This window comes from Sorangium sp. So ce834 (assembly GCF_051521425.1).
Classification (GTDB): Bacteria; Myxococcota_A; Polyangia; order Polyangiales; family Polyangiaceae; genus Sorangium; species Sorangium cellulosum_D.
In genome coordinates, this window is record NZ_CP150351.1 from 12,188,474 (window position 1) to 12,204,274 (window position 15,801).

Sequence of the window (15,801 nt, forward strand, 5' to 3'; positions counted from 1 at the left end):
TCGCGGTCCTCGTCGTCGACGCCGCGCCCGAGCTCGGCGAGGTGTAAACCGCGGCCGCGCCCGCGTGACGAGCACAACGATCGCGCCGAGCTCGCGCTCTTCGGCCTCGCCCAGATTGCCCGCCGGCGATGTGAACGCTTCTACCTGGGGGAGATGATCCCTGCCGAGGAGCGATCCGCCCGAGCTCCCCCCCGGCGCGTACCGCCACGGCCGTGCTGCCACGGATGGGGCGCGGCCGAATTCGCCTCGAACTCCTCGACGGCGAAGCGCCCCAGCTCGGCCACGTGGACTGCGGTCGCCCAGGGGAGTAGCTACGGCTCCACCCAAGTCCACTTGGGCGAGAAGAGGCACATGTAGATCGTCGCCTCGCCCATCATCACCCCATCCATGTCCACATCCGGCACCACCTCGTTCCCGAGCTCCGGCGGGATCGGCTGGTAGCCGGGGTACGTGGCCTCGATCTCTTCTGCGACCGCCGCCGGTATCTCGTCGGGCTCGCCCGTATCGTGGATCCCATAGTAGGGCCCGAGGAGGCTCACGTGGAAGCTGAGCGAAGCCCTGCTGTTGGGCGAGGGGACGGGCTCCAAGTCCTTGGGGCGATAGATGCGGGCCGAGTACGCCGGGTCGCTCCCCCCCGCCACCAGGCTGAGCGACTCGTTTTGAAGGCCGTATCGTTCGTACATGCGGTGGATCATCGATTCCCACGTTGGGTACTCCGCTCGCCCGCGGTTTGCGGCTTCCACCAGGCGGCGGTGCTCCTCCGTGTCCTCGTAGACGGGCTCGCCCGGAGGCACATAGATGCGCATGATTTTGTCTACCCCCCGCGGATAGAAGCGGTAGACGACGTCGAGCAGCTCGGAGCGAGTTATCTTCATGGACTTGTCACCGAGGCGCCGAGCCCCGTATACTTGGACTTGAACGTAGCGTCCGCCTGGAGGGCAAACCTTTTGCAAAAGATTCCCGGCGGGAGGTTGTAGTCCATGAGCTGTGCGACCTCCTCCGTGATCTCTTCGCTGAGGTTGGCCGCACGGAGTGGATCGATTTTCCCCATCAACTCAGTCCGGAGCGGCATTTTGATGGTGATAACGCAGTACCACTCCGTGGTGCCGCCTGGAAATCTGTGCTCGAATTTCAGGTTTGCCTTGGCCTGCTGGTACCCTCCGCCTTTACCCCTTCCGTCATCATTGACAATGGTGACAAACGGAAAATCCGACGGATCAAAATTTACGTATACAAAGTGGGCCATTCCAGGCTTCGGACACTTCGAGCTGCATGCACCGCTACAGCTCAAGAAGGTCGCTCCGTCTGCGGCTACGTCGCCGAATCCGGGGCACGGGTCTCGCGGGCTCTCTGGGCTGTATGTCGTGGTCTCCGAGCTGTCGCTCGGCCTCTCCTCTTCGTCTTCGAGGTCCGACTCGTTGCACGCGATCTTGCGCCCGCTGCCGTCGTACGGGCCGTCCGGCGGCTCCGCCCCGAAGTCACCGGATGCGGCGGAGGTGTAGATGGGGCGGGGCTCCGAGCCTGGACCGGCACCTGCACCCGAAGTTCTTTCCCCGACAGGATAGCAGTCTCCTATCGTCCAGTTGCACGCCGCCAGCGACCAAACCGAGATGGCCACGATCAATAACAGCGCTTTTCTCGCGTTCATTTAGCACTCCATCGAAGCACAGGACCAGCAACAACGACGACGGACACGTAGCCCGGCAGCACCAGACTGCCCCGACCGACCCAGTCCACGTTGACGTTCACCGACACCCCCAGCGGTCCAGCAACGTACGCGTTGGTCTGCGCGTGGCCGCCTACGGCCAAGCCACCGACGAGGCCGCACAAGGTGATGCCGCAGGCCGGCAAGACGTAGAACGCGACCGATGGCCCCGCGTTGACGTTGCCGTCCTCCCACGCGTACCCGATGTCAACCGAGGTCTGGTTGTAGACCCCGGGCCCGTCCTCCTGGGTCAGGAGTAGGATCATGCACATGTCGTGCACCGCGAACAGGATGTCTCGCTGGATGGGCCACGCTATGCTCGCGTGCGGCCCCACCGCGAGGCGCGGAACGGTACCGGCCTGGACCCATCCGAGGCTCACACCGGCGCTCAGCTCGGAGGCTTCTACCTGCGTCGGAACAAGCACGAGAGCGGCCAGCGCCGCCGATGGGATCCGCCTGGCCAGTGTTATCACCGTCTCATTGCCCCCTCTGCAACACCCGGACAACGTAGCGATGCGGCCCATCCTTCTGATGGTAGGATTAGGCGTCAACCGGAATCTATGAGAGAACAGCACGATGGCGTAGGTCGTACCGTCCAGAGCGTGCGCCAGCGCGCAGCTGCCTGCGCGGCGACCGCCGCCTGTGCTTCGGAGCGTCCGGCCGGACCGGTCGCCCGTAGCCATCGCGCGCGCCAGGCCGGCCAGGGTCCGCTGGTCCTCCCCCGCTTCCGGGGACAGTCTCACTATGCCGCGCGCGCGGTCACGTAGGTCTTCAATTCGAACTCGATCGGGCTCATGTAGGCGAGCCGTGAGTGCCGGCGTTTCAGGTTGTAGAAGTTGTCGATGTAGTCTCTGACAGAGGCGGTGGCGGCCGCTCGCGTCGGGTAGCGCTCGTGCTCGACCAGCTCCGTCTTCAGCGTCGCGAAGAAGCTCTCGGCCACGGCGTTGTCCCAGCAGTCGCCGGCGCGGCTCATGCTCGGGATGAGCCCGTGGGCCCCGAGCACGAGCCGGTAGTCGTCGCTGGCGTAGGGGCTGCCGCGGTCCGAGTGGTGCACCAGCCCAGGCGCCGGCCGCCGCGTTCCCAAGGCGAACGCGAGCGCGGTGAGCGCCAGGGCGCGATCGTCGAACGCGCTCGCGGCCCAGCCGACCACGCGGCGCGAGAACAGGTCCAGGATCACGGCCAAGTACAGCCAGCCCTCGCCGGTGGGAATGTACGTCACGTCCGTCACCCAGACTTGGTTGGGCGCTCGAGCATCGAATTGCCGCTCGATCACATTCGGGGCGATCGGGCCGTTGTGCCGCGAGTCGGTGGTGCGGCGGAAACGCCGCTTCCTCCGAGCCGCGAGCCTCTGAGCGCGCATCAGCCGCTCGACCCGTTTCTTGCCGACACGCGTGCCGCGAGCACGCAGCTCCGCGTGGATGCGCGGACTGCCGTAGCGGCCACGGCTCTTGTGGTGCACGGCCCTGATCTGCACGCTCAGTTGAGCGTCGGACTTGGCCCGCGCGGACTCCGGACGCTTGGCCCACGCGTAGTAGCCGCTGCGCGAACCAGCAGCACCGCGCACAGCACCAGCACCGGGTAGTGCGCCTTCTCCGCGTCGATGAACTCTAACCTCACTCGTTTTCCTTCGCGAAGAAGGTCGCCGCTTTTTTAAGATCTCGCGCTCCATCTCCAGCCGCTTCACGTCGCGGCGCAGCCGCTGCAGTTCCTCACGCTCCGGCGTCGTCAGCGCCCCCGGCGGGCCGTGGCCCGCGTCGGTGTCCGCGCGCTTGATCCAGTCGCGCAGCGCCGTCTCGGTCAGGTCGAGGTCCTTCGCCACCTGGCCGATGCTCCGGTCGCTCGCCTTCGCCAGCCGTACCGCCTCCGCCTTGAACTCGGGCGTGAACGCCCTCCTCTTTCTCCGTCCCATCCCTGCCTCCTGGTGCCGTCGGGGGTGTCGACGGAAGCGGGGGGAGGACCATCCTGGCGACACGCTCCGCACCGGACACGGCGAGACGCGCACCGGTGGCGGGGACGATGGTACCAACCGAGCTCTTGCGGCAGGCGCTCCCGCCCGATATTCAAGCTGGACGATGTATCGTGCATCCGACGATGCGGTCCTCGTGCGAACGGCCGAGGCGCAGGTGCTCGAGAGCTACGCCGCGCTCGTGCAGGTTGTGGCGCGTGTCGCGGCCCTCAATGCGCGCCTCGTGGAAGGCGGGGTGGCTCCGATTCCGCTCGCCACGTACACGCCGCCGCCCGCCGCGGTGGGGGTGCCGGCCTCCGTGGATCTCCTCCAGGGTCAGCGCGCGTACTACGCCGGAGAAGCCGCTCGTCTCGGCGAGGCCCTCCGCGCGATGGAGTCGGTGCTTGCCGAGCGCGCTCGCGCTGTCGCGCCGCTCCGGCCGGGGCCGCGCGCCGTGCCTGCCGCGTACGTCTTCGCGGAGCTGTCCCGCGGGGCATGGTCCTTCTTCAAGATCGCCCTGTTTCCTCCCTTCACGATGCTGATCGCGCCGTTCCTGCTCCTCCCGTGGTACGCTGGGCCGCTCGCGGGCGCCGCAGCGATGGCTGCGTTCCTCGTCGCGCTCTGGGGCGTGTCGTTGGCGGTCGCGACGAAGCGATTGCGGCTCCTCGCGCGCGGCGAGGTCGGCACCGTGCTCCAGAAGAGCGAAGCGTACTCGGGCGTGCGGCTCAGGAACTGGCCCGTGCTCTGGACGAACGGCTGGGACATCACGCTGCGCCCGTACTCGGGCCTCGGCTCGGCGACGACGCTCGCGGTGCAGACCCCGCGCGGACACATCACGCACGTCACGGTGCGTACGGGGCCATCGTTCCGCGGCGTCGTGCTCGTCGATCCCGAGACGGGCGGCGGCCTGGCGAACTGCGACTTCGCCTCCGCCCCGCGGCCGGATGCGCGGGGCGAATGGGACCCAGCGCTCCCCGGGCGCGTCTGGGCGGCGAGCTGTTTCTCGGTCATCGCGTCGCTCGCGCTCGCCATCGCCACGATCGTCGCCGTGCTCGCCTCTCTGGACCTCCGAGCGTTCTAGCTCGAGGCTCGCTCTGCGGAGCTGCCCACTTCCCGCACACTGGCCGCCGCTCACGCGGTGAGAGGGGCCTGACGGAAGGCCCACACCCAATCCAGGGGATCCGAGCTAAAGGAGACGGCCACCGCGCCGCACCCCTTCAAGCCCGAGTTCCCGCGCCTCCAGGATGCGATCGCGGCGGGCGCGTGATGTTCTCCAGTCGGTCACCCTCATCGCCCCTGCGCTCCATCCCTGGGAGGGAGAACGGCTCCGGGGGTCAAGGCCGCGCTCAACGTACGCGCAGATCCGCGAGCGCAATCGGCTGCCGAAGCAACGTCTCGCCGTGCTCGCCCTTCAGGACAAGCGCGATCTCCTCGCCGGTCCGGTCGAGATCGATGTCTACGACGCCGTAGTTCGTGCGGTCGAACACCTCGCTGATGAGATAGCGATCGATGCCCCTGCCCACCTGAGGTTCGTTCCAGGGCGCGTTCGCGAGGGGGCTCGACGTGAGCTCCCAGAACTCGGGCCCCGCGCGCCCGCCGACGTCGCGCCCGGGCACGTGGATGAGGTTCGCCATGTGGAGGTCGCCGCTCACGAAGACCACGCCCTGGATGTCGTTTGATTCGATGAAAGAGAGGATCTCTTCGAGCTCGCCGGGCGCGTCGGTGCGGAAGCTGTCCCAGCCGTTGTTGACGGGATGCTCGGGGAGCACCTGCGTGGGCGAGGCGATGATCTTCACGGGCGCGGCGCTCTCGCCGAGGCCTGCGAGCAGCCAATCGAGCTGGGCGCGGCCGAGGATCTCCGCCCCGGAGACGCGCTTGTGGTAGCGCGAGTCTGGGAGGAAGATCTCGGCGGGGCCCATCCGGACGGAGGAGAAGACCCCGGGCACGTCGGGCAGCCCGAAGCGGGCCTGCGCCCAGCAGCGCTGAAACGCGCGCAGCGAGGTGTCCTTGCCCTCGTAGCGGCCGTCCGCGTCGTTCGGGCCGAAGTCGTGGTCGTCCCAGATGCCGAGCACAGGGACCTCGGCCAAGAGCCTCCGGATCGCATCGCTATTGCGATTCCGGAGGTGCGTGAGCATCAGCGTGTGCTCGGAGCGGACGTCGAGATCGGCGCAGTAGGACGTGTCGCCGATCATCAAGAAGACGTCGGCGCCCTCGCGCGCGATGGCGTCGAAGATGGTGAGCCGCGCGTTCGAATAGTCCCAGAAGCACGAGCCGTAGGCGATCTTGAGCCTGCGCGCGCCCGCCTCGGGCGCGGTGCGGAGCTCATGGCGATCGGTGAGCCCGTTCTCGCTCGAGATCTCGTAGCGGTAGCGCTGGCCAGGGCGCAGGCCCGTGACGTGGAAGGCGGCGCAGAGCCACTCGGCTCGCTCGGGCGAGAGCGCGGCGCCGATCTCCTCGCCGTCGTCGGAGAACAACGAGATCGAGAGCGGAGAGGTGTCCCTCGCCTGGATCCAGATGCGCGCCTCCGTCTCGGAGACCTCGCCGACCATCGGGCCCGCGAGGAGCGGGCCTTCCGGATAGCTGTTCCATCCGCCCGGATTGCCACCCTCCGCCTCGGAGGGGAGCTCGAGCCGCACGCCGTTCCATGGCCCGTCCCAGCCCGCCGAGCCCGCGTATTTCCACGAGCCACCGAACGTATTGTCGCTGTCATCGATGGTGAGCTCGAACGAGCCCTCCTTGCCGTGCTCGGGCTCGAACCACCGGCCCCGGGCCACGCCGTCCTCGAGCTCGCCCTCGACGCGGCCGCCCTTGTGCGTGTACGTGCCGCGGACAGCGCTGCCGCTCTGCGTGATGGTCAGCGTCCCGAACGTCGTCGTCCAGATCCCTGCGAAGCGGGGCATACGGCGCTCCGCCCCGCCGCCCGGGAACAGCTCGGCCACGAGAGCCTCCTTCCAGGGGTCGCCCTGGGGAGCGGCCCGTCGCCGTCATGACACCATGCGCGTGGGCCCATGTAAACGCACCGGCGGTGGGTCGCTCCGCGCTTCGTGATCCGCCGGCGAGCTAGCCACCGCCGACGGCGATCGGCGCCTCCTCCGGCTCGGCGGCAGCGGCGGCGGCGATCGTCCGGCGCAGCAAGGGGCCGATGGTCAGGCCCTGCACCACGATGGAGACGACGACCACGACATAGGTGATGGTCAGCACCATCTCGCGCTCCGGAACGAGCGTGCCATCCGCGAGCTTCCCGGGGACGGAGAGCGCGAGGGCCACCGAGACGCCTCCGCGAAGGCCGCCCCAGGTGAGGATGCGGATCGCCCCCGGGGTGAAGACCCTGCGCCTCTTCATGAGGCTCACCGGCAGCGCGACCGCGATGAACCGCGCGAGCAGCACGACCGGAAACGCGAGGAGCCCCGCGAGCAACGACTGGGCGTCGAAGGCGACGATCAAGAGCTCGAGGCCGATCAAGACGAACAGCACCGCGTTCAGGATCTCGTCCATCAGCTCCCAGAAGTCGTCCAGGTGCTCGCGGGTCTTCTCGCTCATCGCGCCGGCGCGCGCCTCGTTCCCGATGAAGAGCCCGGCCACCACCATGGCGATGGGGCCGGAGACATGGAGCGCGTACGCCAGGGCGTAGCCGCCCGCCGCGGTCGCCAGCGAGAGCAAGACCTCGACCTTGTAGTCGTCGACCTTTCGCAACATGGCGAGCGTCACGAAGCCGAGCGCGAGGCCGTACAGCACGCCGCCGATCGCCTCCTGGACGAACAGCAGCGAGAGCCGCTGCAGATCGAGGCCCGACGTCCCCGACGCGATCTCCAGGAGCCCGATGAACGCCACCACCGCCACGCCGTCGTTGAAGAGCGACTCCCCGGCTATCTTCATCTCGAGCTCCTTCGGCGCCCCCACGTGCTTGAGGACCCCGAGCACCGCGATGGGATCGGTGGGGGAGATGAGCGCGCCGAAGAGCAAGCAGTAAACCGGCCGGATGTGCACGCCCATCAGCGTCATGAGGGCGTAGGTCATGCCGCCCACCAGCACGGTGGACATGAGCACACCCCCGGTGGCCAGGACGCCGATGACGAGCCGCTGCTTCTTCAGATCCGCCAGGTTGACGTGCAACGCGGCGGCAAACAGCAGGAAGCCGAGCATCCCCTGCATCAACGTCTTGTTGAAATCGATGCCCGAGAGGTGCTCCTTCGCCTCGGCCTCCACCGCCGGAAACAGCTCTCCGACGGCCACCATGACGAGGGACGTCGTCATCGCGATCAGCATCAACCCGATCGTGGTCGGCAGCCTGAGGAACCGATGGTTGAAGAAGCTGAAGATCGCGGTGAGCGAGAGCAACGCTGCCGAGACTTGGAATAGATCCATGCTCCCAGGCTTACAGACCGACGCGCGTCGGCTCGAGCGAGACGCGGCGCAGTCTGGACAAAATGTTGGACGTCAAAATATACCCGAAGGGGAAGAAAATCCAAGCTGATTCAAAATGTCAAGCCTCGACCGCGGGACCTGCGTCGGGCTGTCCGAACGGCTGCCGAGCAGCTGCCTCCGCCGATGTGCCGCAGGCTCTGCTCCCCGGCGCAGGGCGTCATTCCTCCTCCGCCGCGCCGCCTGCCAGCACCGTCTCTCCACCGCTCTTGCCAAGCTCGATGACCCGGCAGGGCGTCGCCTTCCGGATCCGCTCTGCCAGCGGGCGCGAGTGCGTCGTGATCCACAGCTGACTCCGGGATGCCGCGTGCACAAGGAGATCCCCGAGCGGCCCGAGCAGATCCGGATGCAGGCTCGTCTCCGGCTCGTTCAGCGCCAGGAGCAGCGGAGGCCTCGGGCTCAAGAGCGCCGCCAGGAGACAGAGATAGCGCGCCGTGCCGTCCGAGAACTCGCGGGCGTCGAGCGGCCGCGACATCCCTGGCAACGCGAGCTCGACGCGGAACCGCCCCTGCGTCGACGAGACCTCGAGCGTCGCGCCCGGGAACGCGCTGGAGACGGCATCCCGCAAGGCGCCCCTGTCGCCGATATCGAGGATCGTCGCCAGCGCCGCGGCGAGATCGTGGCCATCGGTGCTGAGCACCGGCGTCCGCACCCCGACCTGCTCGACCCGCAACGGGGCGCCGGAGTCGGTGCGGAAGTGGTGATAGAACCGGAAGTTCATCAGCTTTTGCCGCACCACCGAGAGCAACGGAAAGCGGTGCGGCTCCACCACCTGCGACAGCACCGACTCCGAGCCCCAGAGCGAGAAGGGAAAGGTCACGCGGTGGCCGTCCACGTCGCGCGCGAAGGCCGAGCCCGCGGCCCGCTCCAGCATCGGCAGGCGGCGGCGCTTGTCGAGCAGCCAGAGGTTCTCTTCCTTGATGTCCGGGTCGAGCTGGAACGGCCCCGCAGGCGGCGGCGTCAGCCCGCACTGGAGCTCGTAGACGAGCTGATCCAGCCGCACCCGCAGCGTCATCCGCACCGGGCCTTTGCTGCGCTGGCCGGCCCAGAGCACAGACGGCATCCCCCCCTCCTCGGCCAGGGTGCGCGCAAAGCTCCCGCTCGCCGCGGCGCCGAGCAGCACCATGGTGCGATAGAGGTTGGTCTTGCCGACGCCGTTCGGTCCGACGATGATATTCACCTGCGCGAGGGGGAGGGTCAGCTCGCGGATCGAGCGATACCCGGCGACGTGGAGCTCCTGGACCGTCATCCCGCCCAGGATAGCCTATCGTGGTCACCCGCCGCCCGCGCCGCGATCAGGGGTCGCGATGGCAACGGGACGAGAACCGTCGCGAGGAGCCGATGCCCTGGTCGAGCCCCCTCGTCACCGGCATCGCCTCGAGCGAACGGCGGCCGCGCCGAGCTCGCCTCCCCTTCGCCTCCCCCGACGCCGGCCCTTGGCGACGGTCCTCGTCCTGGTGCCATCGCGACCCCAGCTCGCCGACGAGGTGGCCGAGCTCGACCCCTATGGCGCTGGACAGCATCTGGGCCTTGCGGCGCAGAGCCAATCTGTGGTGTAGCTCACAATGCGGCGGTCTGATCGACCTGGTCCGGCGGCTTCGGTTGACCCATCGACGAATCGTTGTACAGACCGATGCAAGTCGCCGAGTTGTTCGGCTTGGGCAGCTCGCCACCAGCACATGAGGGATTCACGTGATCCACTTGCGGGCCTTGACGTCTGACGATTGGGCCACCTGGCGCGACGTCAGGCTGCGCGCGCTCGCGGACGCTCCCCATGCTTTCGGCTCGACGCTCGAGGAATGGGGAAACGCTTCCGAGGAGCGCTGGCGCGCGCGCCTGGAGCTGCCTGGTTCCCACAACCTCGTGGCCTACATTGACGGCGAGCCGGTCGGCATGGCGACAGGCGCGCCTTTCAAAGGCACCCACGAGCTGATCAGCATGTGGGTAGCGCCGGAGGTGCGCGGCCGCGGAGTCGGAGACGCGCTGGTCGAGGAGATCCTGCGGTGGGCACGCGAGCAGGGCGCACGCGAGCTCCGCCTCGACGTGAAGGAGCACAATCTCAGCGCCATCTCGCTGTACATCCGCCACGGATTCATCGACGTTGGTCCGTCTCGCGAAGTGGGCGAGCGAGCCATGGTGAAGCGTGTGTGAGTCGACGATCGAGCTGGTGGTCGCATCCAGCGACGGCCGCACGACTCGCGGATGCACGGCAGGCCGTGTCACAATCTGCCGGTGAAGCGCGTCGGGCATCTGAAGGGACCGGAGGAGCCAGGGGCAATGAGAGAACCGGAACTGGTGAGGTTTGAGGTTGAAGGTACCGAAGTGGCGGTCCGCCTCGCGGGCGATCGGGAGAAACCGGCGCTTCTTCTGATCCACGGTTTTCCAAGCTCCTCGAAATCGTTTCGGAGCGTGATCGGCACCCTCGCGCGGGACTGCTTCGTGATCGCTCCGGACCTCCCGGGGTTCGGAGGCTCCGAGCCGGTCGAGCGGCCCTCATTCTCGCGTTTCGCCGACATCATCGACGGATTGCTCGCGCGGCTCGGAGCCGAGTCCTTCCACCTCTACCTCCACGATTTTGGAGCGGCGGTAGGGCTTCATCTCGCCACGCGCGCGCCGCGCAGGATACGCAGCCTCATCGTCCAGAATGCCAATGCCCATGAGAGCGGGATGGGGCCGCAGTGGTCGCCGACCAGAGCTTATTGGGACGATCCCACGCCGGAGCGGGAAGCTGAGGCGACCGCGCACCTGACCCTCGAAGGGACGCGCGACCAATATGTGGGCGGCGTGCCCCGGGACATCGCGGAGCGCATCGATGCCCGGCTGTGGGAGGAGGACTGGCGGATCATGTCGCTCCCCGGCCGGCTCGAGACGCAGCGCGCGCTGGTACTCGACTATCGCAGCCATTTCGCGCGGTTCGGGGAGATCGCCGATCATCTCGCTCGCTGGCAGCCCCCGGCGCTGATGATATGGGGCCGGCACGATGTCTTCTTCGGCCTCGAGGAGACCCTCTCCTGGATGAAGGCGCTCCCGCGTATGGAGGCGCACATCCTCGACGGTCCGCATTTCCTGCTCGAGACCCATCCGGCCGAATGCGCCGCGTTGATGAGCGCCTTCGTCAGGCGCACCGAGGGACTGCGCTAGAGACGAGCACGGGTGACGAGAGACGAGCACGACCGACGAACGACACGCAGGTAGACGGAGTTGTACCTCGCGAGGCTCCGCCTCGCTCGGGACCCCAGCAGCCGCCGCGCCCGAGCACCTCGCTACTCGCGCCGCGGCGGGGCCGGCCGGCGCCGCGCCGTCGCCTCGGTGGCGAACGGCCGGTCGCCGAGGCGCAGCGCGCTCCGCTGCTCGGGCGCGAGCCGCTTCACCGCCGCCCGGAAGTCCTCCCGGGCCAGCCGGAGGCGGTTCTGGGCCGTGTTCTCGTTGATCTGGAGCTCCCGGGCGATCTCCACGACCGGGATGTCGAGCATGTCGTGCATCACCAGCATGACGCGCCGCTGCGGGACGAGGCTCGCGAGCAGCAGGTCGATCACCTCGGCCCGCTCCGTCGCTTCCACCCGCTGCTCCAGGCGGGGGCGCTGGTCGACCCCGGCGAAGATCGCGCTGCTCTGCAGGCCCGCCGGGCTCTCGCGGCGCCGGAACGCCCGCTGCCGGTAGTGGGTCAGCTGCCGCCACGCGAACCCGTAGAGCCACCGGTACACCGGGTCCCACGCCCGCCGCGCCCGCAGCTTGCTCACGTAGGGGAGGACCGCGCTGAACGGCACCGGCTCGCCGCCGGGGACCTCCTCGTCGTCGCGCAACCCCAGGGCGGCGCGCAGCAGGCGGCTCGCGTCGAAGCTCCCCAGACGGCGGTAGGCAGCCATGAGGATGTCGTGCAGGACGTCCTCGAGATCGTCGGCGTCCACGCCATAGCTGCGGAGCGTCCTGCGAAGGAAGGGAGCCCCCACCTCGTACACCACAGCGAAGCTGTGGTGTTTGGCGCGGAGGGCATCATCGGGTTGAGATTCCACATATAAGTTTTACGAACCCTCTTTCCGAGTCATTTGGGAACCCGCCCCCTCGACGCGAAAACCCCGGGTTTTGCCGCTTATTTTGTGGATCGCGCGCGACTTCCACCGAGCGACTCCCGCCCGCCCCGGCCCGCCAGCCCCCATGTCGCCTCCGGAAATTCGATGCTTGGCCATCCGAATTCGTGATCTGCTGGCGGGACGTCGCGCAATTTGCGCGTTTTGCCCGGGAAAATGCGACCGCCCCCCCCCCCGGCGCGCCGCCTCGGCCGCGCCCTCGCCGCCTTCCAGCGCCCCGGCGGCGAGCGCCCGCCTGCCGGGCTCGACGGCAGGCCCCCCCAGCGGCCCCCCTCAGGCGCCCCGCAGGCGCCGCTCCGCAGCGCCGCCCCGCCCCGCAGGCGCCCCGCAGACGCGCCCGCGCCCCCTCCCCCCCCCCCCCGGAAACCCGCCCGCAGCCGCGGAAGCCCCATATCGGCCCGCCCAGGCCCCGCCCCGGCCCGCCGGCGGCGCCGGGGCCGCCCCCTTGCCGACCGCTCCCCCGGCCCGTAGGGTGACGGCGCCGTGCCCCTCCTCCAGCTCCGCCGCAACGCCGGCGCCGCCCCCCGCGACCTCACCGCCTTCCTGCCGACGACCCGGGAGGAGATGCGCGCCCGGGGCTGGGACGCGCTCGACATCCTGCTCGTCAACGGCGACGCCTACGTCGACCACCCCGCGTTCGGCGCGGCGATCATCGGCCGCTTCCTCGAAGGCCGCGGCTTCCGTGTCGGAATCATCTCCCAGCCGCGCTACCAGGACCCGAGCGACCTGCTGCGGATGGGCGTCCCCCGGCTCATGGTCGGGGTCACCGCCGGCAACCTCGACTCGATGCTGAACAAGCTCACCGCCCAGAAGAAGGTCCGCAGCGAGGACCAGTACTCGCCGGGCGGACAGGTCGGCCTCCGCCCCAACCGGGCCTCCATCGTCTACGCCAACCTCTGCCGGCAAGCCTTCCCGGGCGTCCCCATCGTCCTCGGCGGCATCGAGGCGTCCCTCCGCCGCATCGCCCACTACGACTACTGGTCCGACCAGGTCCGCCGCTCGGTCCTGCTCGACGCCAAGGCCGACCTGCTCATCTACGGCATGGGCGAGAAGGCCGTCTGGGAAGTCGCCGACCGCCTCCGCCGCGGCGAGCCCGTCCGGTCGATCCGCGACGTCCGCGGCACCGCCCTCCCCCTGCGCAAAGGCGAATGGGAGCACATCGAAGGCTCACGTTACGTCTCGGACGGGAAAACCGTGATCCTCCCCAGCTACGAGGAGGTGGCGGCGGACCGGCGCGCGTTCGCGGAGATGTCGCGGGCGTTCCAATTCGAGACGAACCCAGGCAATGCGCGCCCGCTGCTCCAGCCGCACGGCGCCGAGGCGGTGTACTTCAACCCGCCCGCCTTCCCGCTGGAGACGGCGCAGATGGACGCGCTCTACGACCTGCCGTTCACGCGGGTGCCGCACTGGTCGTACGACGCGCCGATCCCGGCGTACGAGACGGTGAAGCACTCGGTCGTCACGATGCGGGGCTGCTTCGGCGGCTGCACGTTCTGCTCGATCACGGAGCACGAGGGCCGGGTGATCCAGTCGCGCTCGGCGGAGAGCATCCTGCGCGAGGTGCGGGCGCTCCGGCGCATGGACGGCTTCCGCGGCGTGCTCAGCGACCTCGGCGGGCCGACCGCGAACATGTACCAGATGCGGTGCAAGGACGAGGCGATCGAGAACGCCTGCCGGCGGCTCTCGTGCGTCCACCCCGAGATCTGCGAGAACCTGAACACCGACCACGGCCCGCTGCTCCAGCTGATGAAGGCGGTGCGCGAGGAGGACGGGGTCAAGAAGGTCTTCATCGCCTCCGGCGTGCGCTACGACCTCGCCGAGCGGTCGCCCGAGTTCATCGAGGAGCTCGCCGCGCACCACACCGGCGGCCAGCTCTCGGTCGCCCCCGAGCACAGCAAGAAGGACGTGCTCGACAAGATGAAGAAGCCGGGCATCGAGAGCTACGAGCGCTTCGCCGAGCAGTTCCGGTGCGCGAGCGAGGAGGCGGGGAAGAACCAGTTCCTCGTGCCCTACTTCATCTCGGGGCACCCCGGCTCGACGCTCCGCGACATGGTCGACCTCGCCGTGTACCTGAAGAGGAACGGGATGCGGCCGCGCCAGGTGCAGGACTTCATCCCGACGCCGATGTCGATGGCCGCGTGCATGTACCACACCGGGATCGACCCGCTCACGCGCGAGCCGGTGTACACGGCGAAGGACCTGCGCGAGAAGAAGCTCCAGAAGGCGCTGCTGCTCTACTGGGACCCGGCGCACCACGACGAGGCGCGGGAGGCCTTGATCAAGGCGGGCCGCGGTGATCTCATCGGGACGAAGCCGCACTGCCTCGTGCCGCCGGCGGCCGGCAAGGGCGCGCCGCCGCGCTACCTCGCCAAGGTCCGCGGCGAGCGCCGGGGGAAGCCAGCCGATGCGACACACCGCCGAAATCGATAAAGATCGGGCCTTCGCCGCAAAGCTCGGCGACCGCAGCCTGTTCCCGCACCTCGCGCCGCTCGTCTACGTGAACCACGCGGGGATCTCGCCGCCGTCGCGGCCGGTGCGCCTCGCGGTGATGGCGCTGCTCGACGACTACGCCGCGCGGGGGGCGGCCGCGTTCCCGGCGTGGAGCGCGCAGCGGCTCCGCCTGCGGGAGAAGCTCGGCCGGCTGATCGGGGCAGAGGGCGAGGACATCGCGCTGGTCCAGAGCACGACGCGCGGGCTCACCGACATCGCCCTGTGCTTCCCCTGGAGGCCGCGCGACCGGGTGATCCTCTTCGAGGGGGAGTTCCCGGCGAACGTGACCCCGTGGCAGCGCGCGGCCGAGCTCTTCGGCCTGGAGACCGTGTTCTTGCCGCTCGGCGGCTTCGCGGACGGCAGCGGCTCGGGGCTCACCCGGCTCGAGGACGAGCTCCGGCGCGGCGCGCGGCTCGTCGCGGTGAGCGCGGTGCAGTTCCAGACGGGGCTCCGGATGCCGCTCGCCGCGATCGGCGCGCTCTGCCGCGCGCACGGCGCCGAGCTGTGCGTGGACGCCGTGCAGGCGGTCGGCGCGACGCCGGTGGACGTCGGGGCGGCCGGGGTCGATTACCTCGCGTGCGGCGGCCACAAGTGGATGATGGGGCTGGAGGGCACGGGCTTTTTGTACATCCGCCGCGAGCGCCTGCAGGCGCTCCGGCCGGCGGTGGCGGGCTGGCTGAGCCACGAGGACGGCGTGAGCTTCCTGTTCCAGGGCCCGGGCAAGCTCCGGTACGACCGGCCGATCCGGCAGCGCGCCGACTTCGTGGAGGGGGGCAACCTCAACGCCGCGGGCTACGCGGGGCTCGAGGCGGCGGTGGACCTGATCCTGCAGATCGGGGTCGAGCGGATCCACGAGCACGCGAACCGCTTCCTCGATCCGCTCGAGGAGGCGCTCCGGGAGCGCGGCTGGGAGAGCCTCCGGCCGGCGGATCCGGCGCTGCGAGCGTGCTCGCTCGGGGTGAGGCCGCCGGGCGGCGCCTCGGTGGTGGAGCTCTACCGCGAGCTCACCGGCCTCGGGATCGCCTGCGCGATCCCGGACGGCGTGCTGCGCTTCTCGCCGCACTGGCCGAACGCGCTGGACGAGTGGGAGCAGGTGCTGCTCTCGACGGACGAGGCGCTCGCGCGGGTGCGGAAGGGCTGAGCGGCGCGGG

Annotated in this window: 13 protein-coding genes; 5 read left to right on the forward strand and 8 right to left on the reverse strand. The window is 69.2% G+C overall.

Translation table 11 applies throughout. The features are described 5' to 3' along the window. Positions 1-311 precede the first annotated feature (311 nt). The 4 genes from WMF20_RS44885 to WMF20_RS44900 form a co-directional block, all read right to left on the reverse strand. Positions 312-875, reverse strand: coding sequence for a hypothetical protein (locus tag WMF20_RS44885; protein WP_437607916.1), 564 nt, complete (start codon positions 873-875; stop codon positions 312-314). Beyond that, positions 872-1,648 (reverse strand): hypothetical protein, encoded by a 777-nt coding sequence (locus WMF20_RS44890; RefSeq protein WP_437607917.1) that lies wholly within the window; start codon positions 1,646-1,648, stop codon positions 872-874. The genes WMF20_RS44885 and WMF20_RS44890 overlap by 4 nt, the downstream gene beginning before the upstream one ends. Continuing rightward, the gene (locus WMF20_RS44895) at positions 1,645-2,229 is read right to left on the reverse strand and encodes a hypothetical protein (protein WP_437607918.1); all 585 of its coding nucleotides are present in this window, start codon (positions 2,227-2,229) and stop codon (positions 1,645-1,647) included. The genes WMF20_RS44890 and WMF20_RS44895 overlap by 4 nt, the downstream gene beginning before the upstream one ends. Before the next feature lie 218 nt (positions 2,230-2,447). Continuing rightward, on the reverse strand, positions 2,448-3,614 hold the full coding sequence (locus WMF20_RS44900; protein ID WP_437607919.1) for an IS3 family transposase: 1,167 nt from the start codon (positions 3,612-3,614) through the stop codon (positions 2,448-2,450). 193 nt (positions 3,615-3,807) lie between these two features. Between WMF20_RS44900 and WMF20_RS44905 the strand changes: the two genes are divergently transcribed. Then, entirely contained in the window at positions 3,808-4,731 is a 924-nt protein-coding gene (locus tag WMF20_RS44905) for a hypothetical protein (RefSeq protein WP_437607920.1), read from the forward strand. A gap of 265 nt (positions 4,732-4,996) precedes the next feature. Here the strand turns inward: WMF20_RS44905 and WMF20_RS44910 are convergent, their stop codons facing one another. The 3 genes from WMF20_RS44910 to WMF20_RS44920 all read right to left on the reverse strand — a co-directional run bounded on the left by WMF20_RS44910 (position 4,997) and on the right by WMF20_RS44920 (position 9,321). Beyond that, positions 4,997-6,589 (reverse strand): alkaline phosphatase D family protein, encoded by a 1,593-nt coding sequence (locus WMF20_RS44910; RefSeq protein ID WP_437607921.1) that lies wholly within the window; start codon positions 6,587-6,589, stop codon positions 4,997-4,999. A gap of 121 nt (positions 6,590-6,710) precedes the next feature. Next, complete coding sequence (locus WMF20_RS44915) at positions 6,711-8,015, reverse strand: cation:proton antiporter (protein WP_437607922.1); 1,305 nt, start codon at positions 8,013-8,015, stop codon at positions 6,711-6,713. 217 nt (positions 8,016-8,232) lie between these two features. Continuing rightward, positions 8,233-9,321 carry an AAA family ATPase gene (locus WMF20_RS44920; RefSeq protein WP_437607923.1) on the reverse strand — a complete coding sequence of 363 codons (1,089 nt, stop codon included), beginning with the start codon at positions 9,319-9,321 and terminating at the stop codon, positions 8,233-8,235. A 443-nt stretch (positions 9,322-9,764) separates the two neighbouring features. Between WMF20_RS44920 and WMF20_RS44925 the strand changes: the two genes are divergently transcribed. Both WMF20_RS44925 and WMF20_RS44930 read left to right on the forward strand, forming a co-directional pair. Next, positions 9,765-10,223: an N-acetyltransferase family protein gene (locus WMF20_RS44925; RefSeq protein ID WP_437607924.1), complete on the forward strand. Its 459-nt coding sequence runs from the start codon at positions 9,765-9,767 to the stop codon at positions 10,221-10,223. A gap of 126 nt (positions 10,224-10,349) precedes the next feature. Next, positions 10,350-11,213 (forward strand): alpha/beta fold hydrolase, encoded by an 864-nt coding sequence (locus WMF20_RS44930; RefSeq protein ID WP_437607925.1) that lies wholly within the window; start codon positions 10,350-10,352, stop codon positions 11,211-11,213. A gap of 122 nt (positions 11,214-11,335) precedes the next feature. On the opposite strand, the gene WMF20_RS44935 is transcribed toward WMF20_RS44930, so the two are convergent. Next, complete coding sequence (locus tag WMF20_RS44935; protein ID WP_437607926.1) at positions 11,336-12,085, reverse strand: RNA polymerase sigma factor; 750 nt, start codon at positions 12,083-12,085, stop codon at positions 11,336-11,338. A gap of 558 nt (positions 12,086-12,643) precedes the next feature. Here WMF20_RS44935 and WMF20_RS44940 point away from each other — a divergent pair. Together WMF20_RS44940 and WMF20_RS44945 are read left to right on the forward strand one after the other, a co-directional pair. Then, positions 12,644-14,590, forward strand: a complete 1,947-nt coding sequence (locus WMF20_RS44940) for a YgiQ family radical SAM protein (RefSeq protein WP_129579999.1) — start codon at positions 12,644-12,646, stop codon at positions 14,588-14,590. After that, positions 14,565-15,791 (forward strand): aminotransferase class V-fold PLP-dependent enzyme, encoded by a 1,227-nt coding sequence (locus WMF20_RS44945; RefSeq protein WP_437607927.1) that lies wholly within the window; start codon positions 14,565-14,567, stop codon positions 15,789-15,791. The genes WMF20_RS44940 and WMF20_RS44945 overlap by 26 nt, the downstream gene beginning before the upstream one ends. Positions 15,792-15,801 lie beyond the last annotated feature (10 nt).